Origin of the sequence: Massilia sp. Root133 (genome assembly GCF_001426525.1) — a bacterium.
GTDB classification, from domain to species: domain Bacteria; phylum Pseudomonadota; class Gammaproteobacteria; order Burkholderiales; family Burkholderiaceae_D; genus Telluria; species Telluria orientalis.
Genome location: NZ_LMEW01000031.1, coordinates 102,199 through 123,637, shown reverse-complemented (window position 1 = coordinate 123,637; position 21,439 = coordinate 102,199). Strand labels below are relative to the sequence as shown.

The following is a 21,439-nucleotide window of genomic DNA, read 5'->3' as shown; positions in this document are numbered from 1 at the left end:
AGAGTACTTGGCTACGAACCAAGGGGTCGTGGGTTCGATTCCTGCCAGCCGCACCARCTTATACGAAAGGCCAGATCGCAAGATCTGGCCTTTTTCATTGCCGCGTCCCCTCCTCCGGTCTTTTAGCCGTATCCCCTGCGATCTTGACGATCGCCCAATGCCTGTCCGCAAACAGAAAAAGCTCAGCGGCGGATTTTCTCGCGTCTTTACGTAGGAGTGAACCTACAAATACTATGCAATTTGGCTGATCGCCGCCGATGACTGATGCCAGACACACCAACTCCTCTATGAAAAGCGGGTGAAAACCGCATCCTGGCGGAAACTATTTATGTTCAGCATCTTTCCGCGAAGTAGCGCACACTTCGGTGATTTTCCGTGCTTTTTATCGATGGTTTGATACGATGAACTTCCCCGATTCTTGAAAACCAAGCTGCAGGACGCGGCTGTTTCTTTGCGAGGTAAGAAATGAAAAAATCACTGATTGCTGCTGTTGTATTGGCTTCTGCGTCGTTCGTTTCCACCGCTGCCATGGCGGCCACCGTCGGCAACACCCCGCAGGTCCTCGACCTGACCGACGGCGCCGGCTTCTTCGGCGACACGTTCGCAACCGGTAACAACGGCAATACCTTTGCCGACCGCTTCACCTTCGCCGTCGAAGGCACCACCGGCTGGAACCTCGACGCCATCATCTCGTCGGTGAGCCGCAGCGCCGACACCGGTCTCGACATCACCGGCGTGTCCCTGTACAACGCCACCGGCAACGCGCTGATCTCGTCGGGCAAATCGCTGCAGTCCGGCGACATCGACGTCTGGACGATCTCGAGCGACAACCTGACTGCCGGCAACTACTACCTGCAAGTGAGCGGCAACCTGGTGTCGGACCAGGCCGCCAGCTTCGGCGGCGCGGTGTCCCTGGCTGCCCCGGTGCCGGAACCGGAAACCTACGGCATGATGCTGGCCGGCCTGGGCGTCCTCGGCTTCCTGGCTCGTCGCCGCAAGCAGGCCAAGCCGGCTTGATAGCCCCCTTCGCATGAGTCGGGCGGAAGCGCACGCGCTTCCGCTTTTTTTATGTGCGCAGCTTCTTGATGACGCTGCGGTTCCCCAGGATTTCCTCGATCTGCTCGAAGCGCACGGGCTTGACCATATGGTGGTCGAAGCCGGCCTCGAACGCCAGTTGGCGGTCCTTTTCCTGGCCCCAGCCCGTGACGGCGACCATGACGGTCATCGTGCAGCACGACAGGTCGCGGATTCCCCGCGCCAGGTCGTAACCAGACATCTGCGGCAGGCCGATGTCGAGGAAGGCGTAATCCGGACAGAAGCGCTTGGCCGCGGCCAGCGCATCCGCGCCATTGTGCGTGATGACGACGCTGTGCCCCATCGCCGTCAGCAGTGCGCCGATGCTGTTGACGAAGTCGACGTTATCGTCGGCGAGCAGGATGCGGTACGTTTCCGCGCTGATGAACGACATTGGCGTCGGCTTCGCGGGGAGTTCCGGCTCGACGACGATCGGCAGCCGCACGACGAACTGGCTGCCATGGCCGAGGCCCGCGCTGTGCGCCTCGATGGAGCCGCCGTGCAGCTCGACCAGCTTGCGCGCCAGCGACAGCCCCACGCCCAGGCCGGCCACCGAACGCTCCAGCGTCGAATCGACCTGCACGAACATCTCGAACACGGTGTCCAGCATGTCCGGCGCGATGCCGATGCCCGTATCGGACACGACCAGCGTCAGCGTGCGGTCGTCCACCGTCGCCCTCAGGCCCACGCGGCCGCCGCGATTCGTGTATTTGGCGGCGTTATTCAAGAGGTTCGAGAGGATTTGCGCGAGACGGGTCGCGTCGCCGTTCAGGAACACGGGACGGTCCGGCAGGTCGATCGTCAGCTCGTGGCCATGCAGCTCGATGTACGGCCGCACGACTTCCAGCGCGTCGTTGACGACCGCCTTCAGCTCCACGCGGCCGCTCTTAATGGTGAATTTGCCGGTATTGATGCGCGAGACGTCCAGCAGGTCGTCGACGAGGCGCACCATCTGGCGCAGCTGGCGCTCCATGATGTCGGTCGCGCGCTGGGTCGCCTGCGCATCGCCGCTGCGCAGGCGCAGGATGTCGAGGCCCGTGCGGATCGGCGCCAGCGGGTTCCTCAGCTCGTGCGCCAGCGTGGCGAGGAATTCGTCCTTGCGGCGGTCCGCGAGGCGCAGCGCCTCCTCCGCGCGCTCGCGCACCTGCATCTCGTGTTCGAGGGTCGCATTCGCTTCCTGCAGCGCGTGCGAGCGGCGGCCGATCTCGGCCAGCATGTCGTTGAAGGCCGCCACGAGCACGCCGATTTCTCCGCTGTCGTTGCCCGGCACGCGCAGGGTGAAGTCGCGCCGCTGCATCACCTGGCGCGCGACGTTCGTCACGGCCGCGAGCGGCCGCGTGATGGCGGCCTGCAGGCGCGACGCGACGAGGCCCGCGATCAACAGCGCGCCCAGCATCACGGCACCGAGGATGGCGCCGTAGCTGAACAGGCGGTCGACCAGGCCGTAGCGCGAGCGCAGGTACACCGTGCCGACCATCTCGCCGTTTTCCACGATGTTGCGGAACACCGCCACTTCACCGCCCTCGATGCGGTAGCCGGAGGGCGCCGGGCGCGCCGGGATCGCCTGGTTCGGGGCCGCCGCGTACGTGGCGAAGCGCGTGCCGTCGCTCGTGTAGATCGCTGCGGCGAGGATCTGCGGGCGCACGCGCAGGACGGCCAGGTTCTGGCGCGCCGTCTCCTCGTCGTTGAACGTGAGGGCCGGAGCGGTCACACGCGCCATGATGTCGGCCTGCGTCATCAGGTCGTCCGTCCAGTAGCGCTGGAACGCGCGCAGGTCGAACAGCAACATGGCGACGGAAGCCGCCAGTAACGCGACGAACGTCGTCGATACCGCCATCAGAATCAGTTTGCCGCGGACCGTGCCGCCGTCGCGCATTACCATCACTGCGCTCCTTTCTGCACCCGGTTCGCCACCGTCAGCAGGCGCGAACTGAGTTTGATGCCATTGCGTTCCGCCGCATCCAGCGCGACGTCGAAGCGGACCCGTTCGTCGACGATGCGGAAATTGATCACACTACCGAGCTGCAAGCCGTTGTCGCATTCGGTCACGACGAGCATCGCGCCCAGCGCCTGGTGCACGATGCGCGCGACCCGCTGCGGATCGCTCCCGCCCACGAACAGCAGGTGCACCCGGGCCGCCGCATCGCTTTCGCGCAGCTCGCGCACTTCGATCATGCGGTTGTTGACGGTGCGTCCGGCCACCACGCGCGCCAGCTCGACGGCGAGGTCGTCGGCGCCGATCACGCCGATCGTCAGCGGCGCCGTGGCGTCGGCGAACGCGCTCGCGGGAAAATCGGTATAGCCGAGGAATTTGTACAGGAAAGCCGCCTTCACGCGCCGCTCCAGCGGCACGCCGGGCACGGCGCTCTGCGCGCGCGCGGGCGGCATCAGTCCGACGCCTGCGCACAGCACGGCCAGCGAGGCCAGCGCCCAGCCGGCAAAGGACCGCCGCAGGCCTCGATTCATGGATGGCTTCAGTTGACGATGCATCGGCCGGATGGCAAACCCTGGACTGGAGACGGTGGCAGGAAGCGCCCGGGCTTTCGGCGCCCTACGGAACGGCCGGAAATGGACGGTCCATGATAGCCGGGTATGGTCGACCATGCCAACGCGGCGCGCAGCGGCAGCGTCCATACGCATGGATCGACTGGAAAATACGAAAACGACAGCAAGGCGTCTTTAAACATTTTGCTATCGTAGAACATTTTCTTTGGTGCACCAAGAGTGACCCGATTGAAGCGTGCACGGCTGTGTCATTTATAAAAGCAATGGCCGACATTACAAATCTAAATTGGATTTCTTTTTTGCGATGCAGCATTATGAACCTGTCTCCTCTATTCTCCTCCAAGGATAGATTCAGCCCGCTCCCGTAGCGGGCTTTTTTTTGCCCCGGCGCCCGCACAGTGCCACCTATGCTGTGGCGCAATATCAATAGTGCACAATGTTGTTGTTTTACGACCCGGTTGCCGTCTTTTCCGACTCTGCGCAGGACGCGCAGTCGTGTCGCCCCCTGCTTACAATTTGGGGTACTATGCAACCTCTTTTCGTTTAGATAACAATATTTACCGCGCTATGCTCCATCCCGGCAGGTCCGCACACTCTTCCAGTTCCTACGACTGGTCCGCTTCCCGGCTCGGCGAACCGCAGCAATGGCCGCAGGCACTGAGGCTGGCCGCCGACGTCATGTTCAACACGCCCCTGCCCATGCTGCTCGTGTGGGGACGCGACATGACGATGCTGTTCAACGACGCCTACGGCGCGCTGGCCGGGCCGGCGTACGGACGGGCCCCCGGCGGCGGCGTGCCGCCCGTGATGCCGCCTCCGCTGGCGGTGGCGGGCGACGAGCTGCGGCGCGCCTGGAGCGGCGAGGCCGCGTACGCGCCGGACCGCAACCTCATGTTCGCGGGCAGCGCGGGCGGCAGCGGCCATTACGACCTGTATTTCACGCCCGTGCGGGCGGACGGCGACGCCGTCGCGGGCGTGCTGTGCGCGCTGGCGCCCGCCGCGCCCGTGACGGAAGCGCCGGCCGAGTCGGCCGGTCCCATGCGCATCCTCGTCGTCGAAGACAACGTCGACTCGCAATACCTCGTGTGCGAGATGCTGCGCGCCTTCGGCCACGAGGCGGACGGCGTCGGCCATCCGAACGACGCGCTGGCGCGCCTGGCGGCCGGGCAATACGACGTGTTGTTCACGGACGTCAGCCTGCCCGGCATGTCCGGCGTCGACCTGGCGCGCCAGGCCGTGACGCAGGCGCCGTCGATGCGGGTGATCTTCGCGTCGGGCTATGGCGACACCCTGCTGCGCCACGTGGAATTCCCCTACCTGTCGCTGCAGAAGCCCTACGAGCTGGACCAGCTCCAGCAGGCGCTCGACAAGGTGGCGCATCCGCTGCCGGTGCGCACCTGAACGATGGCCCAAAGGTGTGCAACAAAGCGCCCGGGCTGGGCTAGAATCGGTGTACGGCTCATTACGCGCCGTGGACGGACGTGCCCGCGACGGCTGTACCCGTCCATTTTGCGCGGCACCACCGTCGCGCGCGCAGAGCCCAACGCGATGATTGATTTCGAGCCCACCGGCAGTGCACCCCGCCCCTCCGAGCTGACGGACATGCTCGACCCGGCGCCGTCCGCGGTGGTCTCGCGGGGAGGCGTACGGTGAGCAACGAGCGCGACGAGCTGCGGCATCCCTCCGCGCAGCCCGCTGCTGCCGCGGCCGCGACCGCGCGCGAACTGCAGGAAGCGCGCGAAGCGCTGCGCGTGGCCAACGCGCGCATGGAAAACATGCTCGAGAGCCTGGTCGACGGCTTCTGCGCGGTCGACCACCAATGGCGCATCATGTACATCAACGGGCGCGCGCTGGAGATGCTCGCGCCCCTGCAAAAGACCCGCCCCAGCCTGGTCGGCCACGACCTGTGGGCCTCGTTCCCCGAACTGCGCGGCAGCATGCTCGAAACCGTCTACCGGCGCGCGATGGTCAGCCGCGAGACGGCGATCCAGGAATTCTTCTGGCCGGCGCTGAAACGCTGGTTCGAGGTGCGCGCCCATCCGTCGCCGGACGGCCTGACGCTGTACTTCCAGGACATCAACCGGCGCAAGGCCGACCAGCAGGCCCTGCAGCAAGGCAACAGCCGCCTGCAGGTGGCGCTGGCCGCGGGCCGCCTGGGCGACTGGCGCTGGGACGCCGCCAGCGACCGCGTGATGCTGGGCGAACGGGCGGCCGCCATCTTCGGCCTGCCGGCCGAGCAGCCGCTCGCGTGGAGCGAACTGCGCGCCCGCATCGACCCGGGCGACCGGGAAAGCGTGCGCCGCGCCGTGCTGCAAGCCTTTGCCGGCCACAGCGACCTCGAACTGGAATGCCGCCTGCCGGGCCCGAGCGGCGAACCGCGCTGGGTGGCGCTCGTGGGCCGCGCCGATTACGCCGACCAGGCGCGGCGCGAAGGCGTGCTCGGCATGACCGGCGTGGTGCAGGACGTCACGGCCCGGCGCAGCGCCGCGGATGCCCTGCGCCAGAGCGAGGAGGTATTGCGCGCGCTGGCCAACACGATCCCGCAGCTGGCCTGGATGGCGCAGGCCGACGGCGCCATCGTCTGGTTCAACGAACGCTGGTTCGAATACACCGGCACGACGCCGGACCAGGTCGTGGGCTGGGGTTGGCAGACGGCCGTCGAGCCGACCGTCCTGCCGGCCGTCCTGGAGCGCTGGAGCGCCAGCATCAAGAGCGGCAATCCGTTCGAAATGGAATACCCGATCCGTGGCGCGGACGGCCAGTACCGCTGGTTCCTCACGCGGGTGAATCCCGTCCGCGACCGCCACGGCAAGGTCTTGCGCTGGTTCGGCACGGACACGGACGTCGACGAGGTCAAGCGGGCCGAGCAGGCGCTACGGGACGAATCGCACGTGCTCGAACTGCTCAACAGCACCGGCAGCGCGCTCGCTTCCACGCGCGACCTGCGCTCGCTGCTGCAAGTCGCCACGGACGCCGCCACGGGCATCGCCGGCGCGCGCCAGGGTGCGTTCCTGTACCACGGACGCAACGACGGCATCGAGCCCGATGCGAACAACCTGTTCACCCTGTACACCGTGTCCGGCGGCAGCCCGGTCGGATTCGAAGCGTTCGGCGCGGCCGGTCCCACCGGCCTGTTCGGCCCGGGCCTGCTGGACCATCCGGCGGGCGTGATCCGCTCCGGCGACGTCACGCTCGACGCACGCCTGCGCGACGCGCCCCCGTTCGGCCTGCCTGCGGGCCACCCGGCCGTGCGCAGCTATCTCGCCGTGCCCGTCGTCGGCCATTCCGGGGAATTGCTCGGCACCATGTTCTTCGGCCACCCCGAAGCGGACGTGTTCAGCGAACGCACGGAACGCATCGTGCGCGGCATCGCGGCCCAGGCCGCCGTCGCCATCGACAACGTGCGGCTATACGAAGCCGCCCAGCGCGCGGCCGAGGAGCGCAAGGTACTGCTCGAAAGCGAGCGCCAGGCGCGCGCCGAGGCCGAACGGACGAGCCAGATGAAGGACGAATTCCTGGCGACGCTGTCGCACGAACTGCGCACGCCGCTGTCGGCGATCCTCGGCTGGGCCCAGGTGCTGCGGCGCGGCAGCCGCGACCAGAACGACCTGCAGAAAGGCTTGCAGACGATCGAGCGCAACGCCCGCGCCCAGGCCCAGCTGATCGAAGACCTGCTCGACATGAGCCGCATCACGTCCGGCAAGGTCCTGCTCGACATGCAGGCCGTGGCGCCGGCGAGCTTCATCGACGCGGCCATCGAGACGGTGCGCCCAGCGGCCGATGCGAAAAACATCCGCATCGACAAGCAGTACGCGGCCGACCCGGGCCTCGTCGCGGGCGATCCGGCGCGCCTGCAGCAGGTCGTATGGAACCTGCTGTCGAACGCGATCAAGTTCACGCCGCGCGATGGCCAGGTCGGCATCGAACTCGCCCGCAACGATACGAGCGTCGCCATCACCGTGCGCGACAACGGCGCGGGCATCCGGCCGGAATTCATCACCCACGTATTCGAACGGTTCCGCCAGGCGGACGCATCGATGACGCGCCGCCACGGCGGCCTCGGCCTGGGTCTCGCGATCGTGAAACACCTGATCGAGCAGCACGGCGGCACCGTCCGCGCCGAGAGCGCCGGCGAAGGCAAGGGCGCCAGCTTCACCATCGAATTGCCGCTCGCCAAGCAGCAACCGCCGGCGACGCGCAGCGCACGCGCCGCGATGATCCTGCCGACGCCCGCCACGCCGGAGATGACGGTGCTCGACCTGTCCGGCGTCAACGTGCTGGTGGTCGACGACGACCGCGATGCGCGCGAACTGATCAAGCGGATCCTGAGCGATTGCGGCGCATCCGTCCGCATCGCCGCCAGCGCGCGCGATGCGTTCGCCCTGTTCAAGGAACGCGTGCCGAACCTCCTGATCAGCGACCTGGGCATGCCGGAAGTGGACGGCTTCGAACTGCTCGACTGGGTCCGCCACCTGGGACGCGAGGAAGGCAGCCAGGTCCCGGCCATCGCCCTGACGGCATTCGCCCGCTCGGAAGACCGGCTGAGCGCGCTGGAGGCCGGATTTTCGGCGCATATCTCCAAACCGGTCGAACCGAGTGAACTAATTGCAACAGTTGCTTCCGTTGTCGGCCCCTCGTCCCCGTTCGTGAATCGTGCCGACGCAGCCACGGCGGGCAGAAATGGCGTACGCTAATAGGGACTCGAGGAATACGAAAGATGTTCCTACCCAAGGACGCGGCGCTGTCCTACAAGAAATTCTCGGCGTTTTGCTAGACTATGAAATGTTGTTCTAGAGCTGGTATGAGTAGTTAAGGAACAAATAATACCGGCCTTGATTTGACGAGAGTACGCATGCCCAGCCGACAAGACATCCTGAACGCGAAGATCCTGGTCGTAGATGATTCCCCGGACAATATCGAATTGATGGAAGAGATATTGCGCGAGGAAGGCTACACCGACGTCAGTTCGACGATGCTGCCGGAACAGGTGTGCCCGCTGCATCGCGAACACAACTACGACTTGATCCTGCTCGACCTGCAAATGCCGGGCCTGAACGGTTTCCAGGTCATGAAAGGCCTGAAGGAAATCGAACAGGGCGGCTACCTGCCCGTGCTCGCCCTGACGGCACAGCCCAGCTTCAAGATCGCCGCGCTGGAAGCGGGCGCCCGCGATTTCATCAGCAAGCCGTTCGACCTGCTCGAAGTGCACAAGCGCATCCATAACATGCTAGAAGTGCGCCTGCTGTACAAGGAACTGGCCCAGTACAGCCGCGCCCAGCAGGAACTGGCGCTGCACGACGCCCTCACCGGCCTGCCGAACCGCCGCCTGCTGGAAGACCGCATCGAAACGGCCCTGCAGCACGCCAACCGCAACCACCACAAGGCCGCGGTGATGTACCTCGACCTGGACGGCTTCAAGGCGATCAACGATACATACGGCCACGCCTACGGCGACGAGATCCTCAAGATGGTGTCGCAACGCCTGCTGTCGAATTCGCGCAAGGAAGACACGGTGGCGCGCCTGGGCGGCGACGAATTCATCGTCCTGCTGGCCGACGTGCACAGCCTGGCCGATGCACAGGGACCGGCCGCCAAGCTCGTCGAGGCGCTGTCCGAACCGTTCTTCATCAACGACCTGACCCTGCAGTTGTCGACGAGTATCGGCATCAGCCTGTATCCGGACGACGCGGAAAACGTCGTCGACCTGATCAGCATCGCCGACTACGCGCTGTACGAAGCGAAGCGCGCCGGCAAGAACCGCTTTTGCGCCAACGGCAGCGCCGCGCGCCAGGCCGCGCTGGCCGTCAAGCCGACCATGCCGCCGCCCGCCACGCCGGCCGTCGCGCCATCGCCGGAGCTGGCGCAGCATCGCTGACCGTCGCCGTCTCCATCTCGAATGCCCGCCTTGCGCGGGCATTTTGTTTTTCTCTTTACAACATTCCCCACCTCTAATGTAAAATTTCACAATTGCAATTTAGCATTTTCGATTTTTTACTTTTGAGGATCTCATGGAAGACCTGAAGGAACCGGCTACCGCCACGCCCGTCCACCCTGCCCGGCCGTCCCGCCGCTGGAGCCGCCTGGTGCTGTATGTGCTGGCCACGGTCGGCGCGCTCGCCCTGGCCCTGATCGCGCTTGCTTACTGGCTGCACGCGCACGATGCGCGCAAACGCGTCACGATCGACGAAGCCGCCGTCATCGACGACGTGATGGGCCAGACCTACGGCAAATACTCCGCCGCGAAAAAGGGGTGGCTGTACGTGGGCGAAGACAGCGTGACGTATCTGATGCGCGTGGTGCAGCAGGCGAAGATTCCCGACGGGGCGGCTGGCGACGAGCTGTATTTCGTCGCCAGCGGGGCCGCCGTGAACGGCGACGGCCAGGCGGTCTATGGCGTGTTTTACGTTCACCCGGACGGCAAGGACGGCGGCCTGGCCCAGGAAAATACGCAGGTCCGCTTCCTCTCCAACGCCCCGGTCAAGCCTGAACAGGTCCGCTTCGAAGCCCTCAGCGACAACCTGTGGGGCTGGGTCGTCAAGACGCGTTGGGACGCCGAGCCGGACAGCGAAGCCGTCACGACCATGAATACGGTGCTGGCACCGCACGACGGCCAGATCGCCGTGCTGGGAGAATTCCTCGCCGCACGCGACGCGAAACCGGAGGGGTCCTGCGAGGACGCGAAGGCCGCGTACGACGCCTGGCTGGCGCAGATCGCGAACACGGAGGATGGCGACGACGGGGGCATACCGCCGGCCCGCTGCGACAAGCGCCGCTGGACCTATCGCACGGCCACCGTCAACGGCAATATCCCCGTGCCGATCACGGTGACGGCGGGCGGCACACTGGACGACAAGCCGGTGGAAGCACAAACCTGGAAGCTGATGTTCGACACCAGGACATTCAGCTACGACATCCCGCCGGACCTGCAGAACTAGCGTTGGTGTTGGCCATTAACAACAGGGGAAACGTTGCTTGAATCATACGCCGGGCATGCCACAGGATGCCCGGCGCCGGCCTTCGCCGCCGTCCTCTCTCTGGAATCCGCAAATACGATCGTGAACGCCAACCCGTCACTATGCAACAGTCGGTCGGCACAGGCAAATACCGTTTAGTTAAGCAATTTATACGTTTTCAAAATATATACATCGGCATCTTTTCCAAATGTCTTTACTGCTAGGATGAGTAATCTTTGCCAAATGACAAAGAGAATAAAAACAAGCATCAAGACAAGGAAGAGATATCCATGAGCGTACGCCCCACCCGCCTGTTCGCCCGCACGCTGCTCGCCGCCGCCGTGACGAGCGCCTTTCCCCTGGTTGCGCTGGCCGATGAACCGGACCAGTCCGCGACCGCGCAAGACACCGCCGCCGTCGCGAAGCCCGCCGGCCAGCGCCTGGAAACCGTGATCGTGACCGCCCAGCGGCGCGCCGAGAACCTCAAGGAAGTCCCGATGTCGGTCACCGCCATCAAGGGCGAGAAGCTGGACGTGCTGACGTCGGGCGGCGCCGACATCCGCTTCCTGGCGGGCCGCTCGCCCTCGCTGAACGTCGAATCCGACTACGGCCGCTCGTTCCCGCGCTTTTACATCCGCGGCCAGGGCAATACCGACTTCGACCTGAATGCGTCGCAGCCGGTCGGCCTCGTCGTCGACGACATCGTGCAGGAAAGCCCCATGCTCAAGGGCTTCCCCGTGTTCGACGTGGACCAGGTCGAAGTGCTGCGCGGCCCCCAGGGGACGCTGTTCGGCCGTAACTCGCCCGCCGGCGTGATCAAGTTCGATTCCGCGAAACCGGTGTTCAAGACGGAAGGCTATGCCGTGCTCGGCGCCGGCAACTACGGCACGATCAATGCGGAAGGCGCGTACAACGTGCCGCTGTCGGACATGCTGGCGCTGCGCGTCTCGCTGCAGTCGCAGCACCGCAACGACCGCGTGCACAACCCGCGACCCAACGCCTACACCCGCGATTTCGAAGGCTACGACGACAACGCCGCGCGCATCCAGCTGCTGTTCAAGCCGACGCGCGACTTCTCCGCGCTGTTCAATGCCCACGGCCGCGACATGAAGGGCAATGCGACCCTGTTCCGCGCGAACATCATCAAGAAGGGCACGAACGACCTCGTCGACGGCTTCGACTACGACCGCTACCCCACCGACGGCGGCAACAGCCAGACCTTGCGCACCAGCGGCGCCAACCTGCGCCTGCGCTGGGACCTGGACGGCATGACCTTGCACTCGATCACGGGTTACGAGCACGCATCCTTCTACAGCCGCGGCGACGTGGACGGCGGCTTCGGCGCCGTGTATGCCCCACCGATGGGTCCGAACTATCCTGGCCAGAACGCCTTCATCCCGTTCACCGTCGAGACGGCCGACCTGCTGCCGGAACACGACCAGACGACGCAGGAATTCCGCCTCGAATCGAACACGAAGGATCCGCTCCAGTGGATGGCCGGCGTGTTCTATTTCAACGAACACATCCGCATCGATTCGATCAGCTTCAACACGCTGGCGCCGGGCAATCCGCAGAACGACGCCTACGCGACGCAGACGCAGGACGCCCGTTCGTGGGCGGTGTTCGGCACGCTGAACTACAAGGTCTCGGACCAGCTGAAACTGCGCGGCGGCGTGCGCTATACGAGCGACAACAAGGACTTCGTCGCGCAGCGCTTCGAACCGCCGCAGACGAGCGGCCCGCTGCCGCTGCACAGCGATTCGCACAACGTGAGCTGGGATGCGTCGGCGACGTATGCGCTGGATGCGGACACGAATTTGTTCGCGCGCGTGGCGACCGGCTACCGCGCACCATCGATGCAGGGCCGCCTGAACGGCCTCGGCGACAAACCGTCGATCGCGGGTGCGGAAAAGGCGTTGTCGTATGAAGCGGGCATCAAGGCCGACCTGCTCGACCGCCGCGCGCGCCTGTCCGCGACGGCGTTCCAGTACCGCGTGAAGGACAAGCAGCTGACGGCCGGCAGCGGCACGATCAACATGAACCAGCTGATCAACGCCGAGAAGGTCACGGGCCAGGGCGTGGAACTGGACTTCCAGGCGATCCTGGCGGACGACTGGCGCGCGAGCATCGGCGCGAGCTACAACGACACCGAGATCAAGGATCCGAACCTGTTCGTGCAAACCTGCGGCAACCAGCCCAACACCGGCGGCGTGAACGGCTGCACCCCGACCGGCGCGCCCGGCCCGTTCCCGTACACGCAGAAGCTGAACGGCCTGCCGCTGCCCCGTTCGCCGAAATGGCAGACGAACTTCACGCTGCGCTACTCGCATCCGCTGGCCGACGGTGAACTGTATGCGCTGACGGACTGGTCGTACCGCACCGAGTACAACATGTTCCTGTACGAAGCGAAGGAGTACAAGGCGAAGGCCCTGCTGGAAGGCGGCCTGCGGGTCGGCTACAAGTGGGACAACGGCAAGTACGAGGTTGCCGCATTCGCCCGCAACATCACCAACCGTATCCAGGTGGTGGCGGCGATCGACTTCGACAACCTCACGGGTATCGTCAACGAACCGCGCAACTATGGCGCGCAGTTCCGCGTGAACTTCTGATGATCCGATAGCAACAACGGGCGTGCGCCGCCTGGCGCACGCCCGCAATGGATCAGGCGGCTCCGGCCGTCTTTTCCCCGCCCGGGCCCAGCGCCCGGCAACCGACCGCCTGCTCGTTGTGCGCCTCGATGGCGGCCGCGTTCTGGTGGTCCGAGCTTGCATCCACCTTTTCCGGCGCTACCTCGATACGGGTGATGCTGGATGCCACCGACACCGGGTCGCTGGCCGGGAACGTCATTTCCACGGCGTCGTCGAGCAGCGTTTCCTTGGCCATGGCTTCGCGCGGCTCGGCTTCGGCGCTGGCCATCGTGCGGATCGCACGGGCCCATTTCACGACCTTCAGGTCTGCCAGGTCGGCGATGGTATTGATACCGAACGCATCACGCAACGCATCCGCCTGCTGCTGGGTGACGTCGCGCAGCGCCGTCACGGGCTGGTGCACCAGTTCGCGGAAACATTTGTCGTGATGGGTGTCGTTTACGATGATTTGAATATTCATGTCTGTCCTTTCAAGTGGGCCCCTGACACGTTGCCACTATCGCATACGGCCTTGACACGGTATGTGCGGCACCGAACGATGACCGCGCACGATTGGTTTTCGGGTAAGGACGCGCCCGTGCTACCATGACGAATTGCAACAGTTTTTATCAATTTATTTTGCAAAACGGCATGCTCTGCTATCCTGCCGAGCTTGTGAATACAGTTTCCGAGCCTGTTCGAACGCCGTGTCCCTTACCGAAAAACCGAAGATTCTCGTCGTCAACGACGACGCCGCCAGCCTGCTTGCACTGACGAGCCTGCTGGAGCAATGGGCCGACGAAAGCAATTACGAGGTCCTTTCCGCGCGCTCCGGCCAGGATGCGCTGCGCCAGGTACTCCGTCACGATTTCGCGGTGATCCTGCTCGACGTGAACATGCCCGGCATGGACGGATTCGAGACGGCCGAGGCGATCCACCTGCGTCCCCGCTCCGCCGACATCCCGATCATCTTCGTCACGGCCTTCCTCGCCGACGAGATCGACCGCCTGAAGGCCTATCAGCGCGGCGCCGCCGATTTCCTGTTCACGCCCGTGATCCCGCAGGTGCTGCGCGCCAAGGTGCAGGTGTTCGTGGCGCTGGCGACCAAGAACGAGCAACTGAAGCGCCAGGCGGAAAAGCTGTCCCAGCGCACGACCGAGCTGACGGCGACCAATAAACGTCTCGTGCGCGAGATGGAAGAGCGGCGCGCGGCCGAACGCAAGAGCAGCGCCAAGGACGAATTCCTCGCCATGCTGGGCCATGAGCTGCGCAACCCCCTGTCCGCCATCAGCAGCGCCGGTTCGCTGCTCGGCATGCCGGGTGTCAGCGGCGATGCGATCACGCGGGCCCGCGTGATCATCCAGCGCCAAAGCCAGCATTTGTCGCGCATCGTCGACGATTTATTGGATTTGTCGCGCGCCATGTCAGGCAAGATCCTCCTGTCGCGCAAACGCCTGGACATCGCCACGCTCGTCTCCAGCTGCCTCGACACGTTCCGCGCGACGGGCCGCACGACCGGCTACGACATCGACGCGCAACTGGCGCCGGCCTGGGTCGACGGCGACGCGACGCGGCTGGAACAGATCGCGACGAACCTCATCGACAACGCGCTGAAATACACGCCGGCCGGCGGCCGCATCGAGATCACGGTGGTGCCGATTGGCGAAGACGTCGTGCTGCGCGTGAGCGATTCCGGCGTCGGCATCGCGCCGGACCTGCTGCCGCACGTGTTCGACGTGTTCGTGCAGGGCGCGATCTCGATCGACCGCTCGCAGGGCGGCCTCGGGATCGGCCTGTCGCTCGTGCGCCGCCTCGTCGAACTGCATGGCGGCACCGTGAGCGCCTGCAGCCCCGGCAACAGCAGCGGCAGCACGTTCGAGATCCGTCTGCCGCGTACCGACGCGGCGCTGTCCGCCGACGCGCCCGCGCGCGCCCGGCCGCAGGAAGCGGGCAAGCCGAAAGTCCTGCTGATCGAAGACAACGACGACGGCCGCGAGATGATGGCGACGATGCTCGCCTCGTTCGGCTATCCGGTGTTGCAGGCAGGCGACGGCCTGGAAGGCGTACGCGTGGCATGCTCGGAAACGCCGGACGTGGCCCTCGTCGATATCGGTCTTCCCGGCATCGATGGCTACGAAGTGGCGCGCCGCTTGCGCCAGGACCCGGCGGCGCGTGCGATCCGGCTGATCGCGGTGACGGGTTACGGTCTCGAAGAAGACCAGCGCCGCGTCATGGAGGCGGGTTTCGACCTGCACCTCGTGAAGCCCGTGGATCTGAATGCCCTGCTCGAACAGCTGGCGGCCGCGGCGCCCGCTCCGGACGACGCGGGCCGGCCGCAAATCCAGCCGGCGGCCGCCGGCTGACCGACAGGATTACAGCGTCGACATCAGTTCCTGCTTGCGCAATGCCATTTCCTGGCCCAGCGCCAGCAGGTCGAGGCCCGCCTTCTTCGCCTTCGGGAACATCTCTTTCTCTTCTTCCTTGACGTGGTGCTCGATCTGTTCGCTGAGCACTTTCACTTTCGCGTCGTACAGGTCGTCGTCCGGCTGCATTTCCTGCAGCTGCTTGATGAGGTCTTTCGCCGCGGCGTGCTCGACGATCGCCTCGTCGACCATGTCCTCGCCCTCCTCGACGTTTGCCGCGCGCACGGCCGGATAGAAGATTTCCTCTTCGATGGTCGTGTGGGCGATCAGCGCCTTGCAGATCTTGTCCTTCAGCTTTTCCTTGCTGGTGGTGGCGCGGTCGCCCAGCTGCTCGAACTGTTCGAACATCTCGGCCACTTCGCGGTGGTCGGCGGTCAGGAGGGCGATGACGTCCTGGCCTGCGGCCATGGCGTTCGACTGGGTGCCGGCCCGTGCGCCGGATTGGGTTCTCGTGCTCATGTTGACTCCTTCAGTGGGGTTATCGGCGCTCGGCCAGAGCCCTTAGAATGACCGGATCTGCAACATCGGACTGTACGGGAACTCACAAAGACGATTCCTGCGCCGTCCCGGCCCAAGCTGTTGTATCATCCCGAGAAACATAATTTGGTTGCCTTCATGAAAGTTTCGGAACCTCATCCGCCGGATTCCGGAGAAGACAGCCAGCATGCGGCGCGTGCCGCCGAGCTGGCCGAACTCCTGGCCCATATGACGACCTGCTGGGACGAAGAACGACGCCTGCTGGCCCGCCGGCTGCACGACAGCCTCGGTTCGTCGATGACGGCGCTGACGATGCATCTCGGCCTGCTGTCGCAGCACCTGCAGGACCAGCCGCAGCGCGACCGCGCCGCGCAGATGAAGCAACTGCTGAACAACATCATCGAGACCAACCGCAAGATGCAGTTGGCGCTCTGGAACGACAAGCTGGAATTCCTCGGTCCCAAGGCCGCCATCGCGGAACTCGTGCAGGAATGGGGCCGCGAGCACGGCATCAAGGCGAAAGCCAGCATGCCGGACGAAGATCCCGACTACACCCGCGCCCAGGGCGTGGCACTGCTGCGCTGCGCCGAGGAAGGCCTGCGCAACATCGTCAGGCACGCACAGGCGGCGAAGGTCGACGTGATCCTCGACGACGACGGCGACCAGGCCATGCTGACGGTGCGCGACGATGGCGTCGGCCCCGGCACGGCCGCCTCCCCGCCCGCGAGCTGCTACGGCCTGCGCATGCTGCGCGAACGGGCCCGCACGCTGGGCGGCACCCTGACCATCGGCGCCGGACCGGACGGCAAGGGCACCGCGCTCACGCTGGTCTTTCCGAAACAGGGAAACTGAGAGACGACGTCACGCTCAGTGCAGTTTGACGAGCGGCGTCGTCCGCCGGATCAGGAAGCGCGCGAACGCCATCAGGCCCGTGCGCAGCGACCCCAGCACGGCCTTGTGGTGCATCAGGTGCAGGCTCATGTACATGATGCGGGCCATGAACCCTTCCACGAACAGGCTGGCGCCCCGTAGCGAACCCATCAGGCTGCCCACCGTCGTCTCGCGGCCGATCGAGACGAGCGACCCGTAATCGCGGTAGACGTAGGGATCCTTCTGCGCTTGTTCACCCTTGTCGAGGCGCAGGAACGTCTTGAGCAGGTAGTCGGCCTGCTGGTGCGCGGCCTGGGCGCGCGGCGGCACGGGCTTGCCGTTGCCGTCCGTGCAGGCCGCGCAGTCGCCCAGCGCATACACGTCGGGCACGCCTTGTACGCGCAGGTGCGCGTCCACCTCGATCTGGCCGCCCTTCGCGACCGGCAGCCCCAGCGAACCCAGGAATTCCGGCGCGCGGATGCCCGCCGCCCACACGCACAGGTCGGCCGGATAGACATTGCCCTTGTTGTCGCTGACCTGTTTCGGGCCGATGCCGTTCACGCGGCAATCCGTAACGACGCGGATGGCGCGCTGGTCGAGCAGGCGCGCGGCCGCGGCCGACACCCGCTCGGGCAGCGGCGCGAGGATGCGCGGCGCGCCCTCGAGCAGGGTGATGCGCACGTCGCGCTTGACCTGCAGGCGCCGGAAGCCATACGCGGCATACACGCCGGACGCTTCGCGCAATTCCGCCGCCAGTTCGACGCCCGTGGCGCCGCCGCCGATGATGACGATGTCGAGGCCGGAGCCGCCGGCGCCGTCCTCCTTCTGCTGCTCGGCCTGGGCGAGCAGGCGCAGCAGGCGCAGGCGGAACCGTTCCGCGTCCTCGGTGGCATTCAGGGAAATCGTGTGTTCGCGCGCGCCGGGCACGCCGAAATAATTCGACGTGCTGCCGACGGCGATCACGAGCGAGCGGTAGCCGAGCGTGCGTTCGGGCAGTACCTCCTCGCCGTCGCCGGCCGCGGTGACGGGGGCGATCGTGATGCGGCGCGCGGCCGCGTCCAGCGCCGTCATGGCGCCGTACACGAAGGAAAAGCCGCGGTCGTGCGCGAGCATCTGGTACGACAGGCCTTCCTGGTGGATGTCCAGCGTGCCGGCCGCCACCTCGTGCAGCGACGGTTTCCACACGTGGTACAGCCGGCTGTCGACCAGCGTCACCTTGTCCGGGCCGAGTCTGCGGCCCAGTTTGCAGGCCAGCTCCAGTCCGCCAGCCCCGCCGCCCACGATCACGATATCGCTTTGCAAGCCTGCCTCCGTCGGTCGCGCCCGTCGCCGGGCTCACGCAGGCAGTTTACTACGGGGCGGCGAAACCGCCCGGCACGGATCAGTCGTGGCCGTGTCCGTGGCCCTTGCCGTGACCGTTGCCGTGGCCGTGGCCATTGCCGTGGCCGTGACCGCGGTCCCAGTCGCCGTGGCCGCGGTCGTCGCGGTACTCGACGCGCTCGACGACACGCACTTCGCGCGGGCCGCCGCGGTAGTCGCCGCGGTAGCCGACATGCTCGCGGTAGCGCGGCACATAGGTGTTCGTGTACCACTCGTCGCGCACGAACAGGACCGGGCGGCCGCAGGCGCCGTAGCGGCCGCAGTACCTGGCCCAGTGCTTGCGGTGGCCCGGCGGCACGCGCAGGTACACGGGCTCCGCGACGTAGTGCGGCGCCGGCGTGATGATCACCGGCTGCGGCGCGTACACGACGGGACGCGGCACGTAATCGCCGATGTCGATGCGGCCATAGAAGCCGGGCTGGCCGATGCTGACGGAGACGTTGGTCTGCGCCAGGGCCGGGAGGGAGGCGGCGCACAGCGCCACGCCGAAGATCAGGGCTTTCATAGGATGACCTCGTTGTAATGTTTAAATGAAGTTTATCAAACGAAATCATATGCACAATTCGCTGCAACACCTGCTTACATTGTCGTTCCGGGCGGGATTACAACAAACCGCAGCGCAACAATTCCACTGCGGTAAGTGCGCAGCTACAATCGCGGCCTCAACCACTGAAAGGCTATCGATGTTCGCGAAATACACCGTGCTGGCCACGGCCGCCCTGCTGGCGGCGGGCGCCGCCAACGCGCAGGTCGGCGCAACGGCCGACGTCGGCTCCACCGGCGTGGGCTTCCACGTCGTCGTGCCGATGGAAACCTATTTGAACGGGCGCTTCGGCGTCAACTACTTCCGCCACGACTTCGACAAGACGTCCGGCGGCGTCGACTACGACATCAAGGGCAAGCTGCAGACGTTCGACGTGCTGTTCGACTGGTACCTGACCGAAGGCAGCAACTTCCACCTGACCGGTGGCCTCGTCTACAACGGCAACAAGTTCAATGCGAAGGCAAAGCCGAACGGCCTCGGCGGCTTCACGCTGAACGGCCACGCGTACACGGCCGCCGACGTCGGCCTGCTGACGGGCCGCATCGACTACCGCAAGGCGGCGCCCTACCTCGGCATCGGCTGGGGCAACGCGCTGGCCCGCTCGTCGCGCTGGACCACGAACATCGATCTCGGCGTCTTCTACCAGGGCAATCCGAACGTCCAGCTGGCCAGCGTCGGCTGCACGGTGTCGAACACGGTCTGCAAGACCCTCGCCAACGACGTCGCCGCGGAGCGCCTGCGCCTGCGCGACGACGTCGATGCGTTGAAGGTCTATCCGGTCGTGCGCGCGAGCATCGGCTACCAGTTCTGACGATGTGACCGGCGCGCCGCGCGCCGCGGCGTTGCGCTACGATGCCGCCAAAGGAGGCGCACATCATGAACCATCGCGCACGCTGGAGCCTGCTGCTCCTGGCCTGCCTCATGCTGGTGGCCTGCCAGGACCGGCGCGAACCGGTGAAACCCACCGTCGTGCTGGCCTCGGCCGCCATCGCCGTCACGGCCTGACCGCGCGCCTGCCGCGCGGCCTTCCCCACTTCCGGCCCCACCGCGGGCCGGTGTCCCGTTGCATCCTCGTGTTAGAATCTTCCCTGCCATAAGGCAACGCTAGGGGTCCTGCAGCCGCCACCGCGGCTGCGGGTGAGAAACACCCTCCGAACCTGATCTGGGTAATGCCAGCGAAGGGAAGCATGCGGATTCCGGTCGCGCACCGGCTCCGGTACTCCCTTGCCGGCTCCACCCGTCGCACTTACGAGGAGCCGCATGCATCATCCCGATATCGACCCGGTCGCGCGTCCATGAACGTGATCGTCCTGGGCGCCGGCGTCGTCGGCACCGCATCCGCCTGGTATCTCGCAGAAGCCGGCCACGACGTCACCGTCATCGAACGCCGGAGCGGCGCCGCGCAGGAGACGAGCTTCGCCAACGGCTGCCAGATCTCCGTCTCGCACGCCGAACCGTGGGCCACGCCCGCCGGCCTGCTGAAGGTCGTGCAGTCCCTGGGCCGCGCCGATGCGCCGCTGCTGTTCCGCCTGCAGGCCGATCCGCTGCAATGGCGCTGGTGCCTGCAATTCGTGCGCGAATGCGCGCCCGGCCGCGTGGCCGCCAACCTGCGCCGGATCGTCGCCATGGCCGAGTACAGCCGCCGCAACCTGCAGGCATTGCGTGCGCGCACCGGCATCGAGTACGACAGCCTCACGCGCGGCATCCTGCACTTCTATACGGACGCACGGGAATTCGAGCGGGCCTGCCATGCGGCCACCGCGATGCGCGACCTGGGCTGCCCACGCATGACGGTCGATGCCGACGAGGCCGTGCGGATCGAGCCGGCCCTCGCGACCGTGCGCCGCAAGCTCGTCGGCGCCGACTTCACGGCCACCGACGAATCGGGCGACGTCCACCGCTTCACGACGCAGCTCGCGGCGCGCGGCGCGGCGGCCGGCATCCGTTTCACCTACAACACGACCGTCACGCGCCTGCTGGCCGAAGGCGACCGCATCCGCGGCGTGGAAATCATCGACGCGGATGGCCGGCACCGCGTGCTGCATGCGGACGCCGTCGTCGTCGCCCTGGGCAGTTTTTCCGTCGGCCTGCTGGCGCCGCTGGGCATCCGGCTGCTGATCTATCCGGGCAAGGGATATTCCGCCACCTACCCCATCCTCGACCCGGATGCGGCGCCCACGGTCTCGCTGACGGACGACGGCCACAAGCTCGTGTTCTCGCGCCTCGGCGACCGCCTGCGCGTGGCCGGCACGTGCGAACTGAACGGCTACACGCGCGACCTGAACCCCGTGCGCTGCGACGCGATCACGCGCCGCGTGCGCGCGCTGTTCCCGGATGCCTGCGACTACGCCAACCCGACCTACTGGGCCGGCCTGCGCCCGCTGACGCCGTCGAACGTCCCGTACATCGGCCGCACGCGGGTCGCGAACCTGTACCTGAACACGGGGCATGGGACGCTGGGCTGGACGATGGGCTGCGGGTCGGGGCGGGCGATTGCGGACATCGTATCGGGGAGAAAGCCCGAGGTCGACTTCGCATTTACCGGCGGTTTCCAGGCTTAGCGGTTACACTGTCGCCTTTCGAAAA

At 65.9% G+C, this 21,439-nt stretch carries 17 protein-coding genes and 1 riboswitch; of the genes, 11 read left to right on the top strand and 6 right to left on the bottom strand.

Going from position 1 to position 21,439, the window contains the following annotated elements:
• Positions 1-465: 465 nt before the first annotated feature.
• On the top strand, positions 466-1,017 hold the full coding sequence (locus ASD28_RS18625; RefSeq protein WP_056131389.1) for an FxDxF family PEP-CTERM protein: 552 nt from the start codon (positions 466-468) through the stop codon (positions 1,015-1,017).
• Positions 1,018-1,066: 49 nt separating this feature from the next.
• On the opposite strand, the gene ASD28_RS18620 is transcribed toward ASD28_RS18625, so the two are convergent.
• Together ASD28_RS18620 and ASD28_RS18615 are read right to left on the bottom strand one after the other, a co-directional pair.
• Positions 1,067-2,956: an ATP-binding protein gene (locus ASD28_RS18620; protein WP_056131385.1), complete on the bottom strand. Its 1,890-nt coding sequence runs from the start codon at positions 2,954-2,956 to the stop codon at positions 1,067-1,069.
• Entirely contained in the window at positions 2,956-3,540 is a 585-nt protein-coding gene (locus ASD28_RS18615; RefSeq protein WP_056131384.1) for a YfiR family protein, read from the bottom strand. Before ASD28_RS18615 ends, ASD28_RS18620 begins: the two co-directional genes overlap by 1 nt.
• Before the next feature lie 717 nt (positions 3,541-4,257).
• Between ASD28_RS18615 and ASD28_RS18610 the strand changes: the two genes are divergently transcribed.
• The 5 genes from ASD28_RS18610 (at position 4,258) to ASD28_RS18590 (ending at position 13,141) form a co-directional block, all read left to right on the top strand.
• Positions 4,258-4,980: a response regulator gene (locus ASD28_RS18610; protein ID WP_229412135.1), complete on the top strand. Its 723-nt coding sequence runs from the start codon at positions 4,258-4,260 to the stop codon at positions 4,978-4,980.
• A gap of 248 nt (positions 4,981-5,228) precedes the next feature.
• Positions 5,229-8,273 carry an ATP-binding protein gene (locus tag ASD28_RS18605; RefSeq protein WP_229412136.1) on the top strand — a complete coding sequence of 1,015 codons (3,045 nt, stop codon included), beginning with the start codon at positions 5,229-5,231 and terminating at the stop codon, positions 8,271-8,273.
• Between the two features lie 158 nt (positions 8,274-8,431).
• Positions 8,432-9,454 (top strand): diguanylate cyclase domain-containing protein, encoded by a 1,023-nt coding sequence (locus ASD28_RS18600; RefSeq protein WP_056131373.1) that lies wholly within the window; start codon positions 8,432-8,434, stop codon positions 9,452-9,454.
• Positions 9,455-9,587: 133 nt separating this feature from the next.
• Positions 9,588-10,514, top strand: a complete 927-nt coding sequence (locus tag ASD28_RS18595) for a hypothetical protein (RefSeq protein WP_056131369.1) — start codon at positions 9,588-9,590, stop codon at positions 10,512-10,514.
• A 308-nt stretch (positions 10,515-10,822) separates the two neighbouring features.
• The gene (locus tag ASD28_RS18590; protein ID WP_056131366.1) at positions 10,823-13,141 is read left to right on the top strand and encodes a TonB-dependent receptor; all 2,319 of its coding nucleotides are present in this window, start codon (positions 10,823-10,825) and stop codon (positions 13,139-13,141) included.
• A 52-nt stretch (positions 13,142-13,193) separates the two neighbouring features.
• Here the strand turns inward: ASD28_RS18590 and ASD28_RS18585 are convergent, their stop codons facing one another.
• Positions 13,194-13,640 carry a hypothetical protein gene (locus tag ASD28_RS18585; protein ID WP_229412137.1) on the bottom strand — a complete coding sequence of 149 codons (447 nt, stop codon included), beginning with the start codon at positions 13,638-13,640 and terminating at the stop codon, positions 13,194-13,196.
• A 226-nt stretch (positions 13,641-13,866) separates the two neighbouring features.
• Between ASD28_RS18585 and ASD28_RS18580 the strand changes: the two genes are divergently transcribed.
• Positions 13,867-15,522 (top strand): response regulator, encoded by a 1,656-nt coding sequence (locus ASD28_RS18580; protein ID WP_056131363.1) that lies wholly within the window; start codon positions 13,867-13,869, stop codon positions 15,520-15,522.
• Positions 15,523-15,531: 9 nt separating this feature from the next.
• Here the strand turns inward: ASD28_RS18580 and ASD28_RS18575 are convergent, their stop codons facing one another.
• Positions 15,532-16,041: a hemerythrin domain-containing protein gene (locus ASD28_RS18575; protein WP_156403794.1), complete on the bottom strand. Its 510-nt coding sequence runs from the start codon at positions 16,039-16,041 to the stop codon at positions 15,532-15,534.
• A 156-nt stretch (positions 16,042-16,197) separates the two neighbouring features.
• Between ASD28_RS18575 and ASD28_RS18570 the strand changes: the two genes are divergently transcribed.
• The gene (locus tag ASD28_RS18570; protein ID WP_056131360.1) at positions 16,198-16,911 is read left to right on the top strand and encodes a sensor histidine kinase; all 714 of its coding nucleotides are present in this window, start codon (positions 16,198-16,200) and stop codon (positions 16,909-16,911) included.
• Positions 16,912-16,926: 15 nt separating this feature from the next.
• Here ASD28_RS18570 and ASD28_RS18565 read toward each other — a convergent pair whose 3' ends face one another.
• Together ASD28_RS18565 and ASD28_RS18560 are read right to left on the bottom strand one after the other, a co-directional pair.
• The gene (locus tag ASD28_RS18565) at positions 16,927-18,231 is read right to left on the bottom strand and encodes an NAD(P)/FAD-dependent oxidoreductase (RefSeq protein ID WP_056131357.1); all 1,305 of its coding nucleotides are present in this window, start codon (positions 18,229-18,231) and stop codon (positions 16,927-16,929) included.
• Between the two features lie 79 nt (positions 18,232-18,310).
• Positions 18,311-18,814 (bottom strand): hypothetical protein, encoded by a 504-nt coding sequence (locus ASD28_RS18560; protein WP_056131354.1) that lies wholly within the window; start codon positions 18,812-18,814, stop codon positions 18,311-18,313.
• Positions 18,815-18,992: 178 nt separating this feature from the next.
• Between ASD28_RS18560 and ASD28_RS18555 the strand changes: the two genes are divergently transcribed.
• The 3 genes from ASD28_RS18555 (at position 18,993) to ASD28_RS18550 (ending at position 21,414) form a co-directional block, all read left to right on the top strand.
• Positions 18,993-19,664 carry a hypothetical protein gene (locus ASD28_RS18555; protein WP_056131351.1) on the top strand — a complete coding sequence of 224 codons (672 nt, stop codon included), beginning with the start codon at positions 18,993-18,995 and terminating at the stop codon, positions 19,662-19,664.
• 65 nt (positions 19,665-19,729) lie between these two features.
• Complete coding sequence (locus ASD28_RS33100) at positions 19,730-19,858, top strand: hypothetical protein (protein ID WP_267873850.1); 129 nt, start codon at positions 19,730-19,732, stop codon at positions 19,856-19,858.
• A 91-nt stretch (positions 19,859-19,949) separates the two neighbouring features.
• Positions 19,950-20,054, top strand: a riboswitch (TPP riboswitch).
• A gap of 94 nt (positions 20,055-20,148) precedes the next feature.
• A complete protein-coding gene (locus ASD28_RS18550; RefSeq protein WP_056131349.1) occupies positions 20,149-21,414 on the top strand; it encodes a D-amino acid dehydrogenase in 1,266 nt (421 codons plus the stop codon).
• Positions 21,415-21,439 lie beyond the last annotated feature (25 nt).

Excerpts from the sequence above, each read along its gene's own strand:
- ASD28_RS18600 (WP_056131373.1), top strand. The coding sequence starts at position 8,432 with ATGCCCAGCCGACAAGACATCCTGAACGCGAAGATCCTGGTCGTAGAT.
- ASD28_RS18550 (WP_056131349.1), top strand. The coding sequence starts at position 20,149 with ATGAACGTGATCGTCCTGGGCGCCGGCGTCGTCGGCACCGCATCCGCC.
- ASD28_RS18595 (WP_056131369.1), top strand. The coding sequence starts at position 9,588 with ATGGAAGACCTGAAGGAACCGGCTACCGCCACGCCCGTCCACCCTGCC.
- ASD28_RS18555 (WP_056131351.1), top strand. The coding sequence starts at position 18,993 with ATGTTCGCGAAATACACCGTGCTGGCCACGGCCGCCCTGCTGGCGGCG.
- ASD28_RS18625 (WP_056131389.1), top strand. The coding sequence starts at position 466 with ATGAAAAAATCACTGATTGCTGCTGTTGTATTGGCTTCTGCGTCGTTC.
- ASD28_RS18610 (WP_229412135.1), top strand. The coding sequence starts at position 4,258 with ATGTTCAACACGCCCCTGCCCATGCTGCTCGTGTGGGGACGCGACATG.
- ASD28_RS18585 (WP_229412137.1), bottom strand. The coding sequence starts at position 13,640 with ATGAATATTCAAATCATCGTAAACGACACCCATCACGACAAATGTTTC.
- ASD28_RS18575 (WP_156403794.1), bottom strand. The coding sequence starts at position 16,041 with ATGAGCACGAGAACCCAATCCGGCGCACGGGCCGGCACCCAGTCGAAC.
- ASD28_RS18615 (WP_056131384.1), bottom strand. The coding sequence starts at position 3,540 with ATGAATCGAGGCCTGCGGCGGTCCTTTGCCGGCTGGGCGCTGGCCTCG.
- ASD28_RS18570 (WP_056131360.1), top strand. The coding sequence starts at position 16,198 with ATGAAAGTTTCGGAACCTCATCCGCCGGATTCCGGAGAAGACAGCCAG.
- ASD28_RS18560 (WP_056131354.1), bottom strand. The coding sequence starts at position 18,814 with ATGAAAGCCCTGATCTTCGGCGTGGCGCTGTGCGCCGCCTCCCTCCCG.
- ASD28_RS18620 (WP_056131385.1), bottom strand. The coding sequence starts at position 2,956 with ATGGTAATGCGCGACGGCGGCACGGTCCGCGGCAAACTGATTCTGATG.
- ASD28_RS33100 (WP_267873850.1), top strand. The coding sequence starts at position 19,730 with ATGAACCATCGCGCACGCTGGAGCCTGCTGCTCCTGGCCTGCCTCATG.
- ASD28_RS18590 (WP_056131366.1), top strand. The coding sequence starts at position 10,823 with ATGAGCGTACGCCCCACCCGCCTGTTCGCCCGCACGCTGCTCGCCGCC.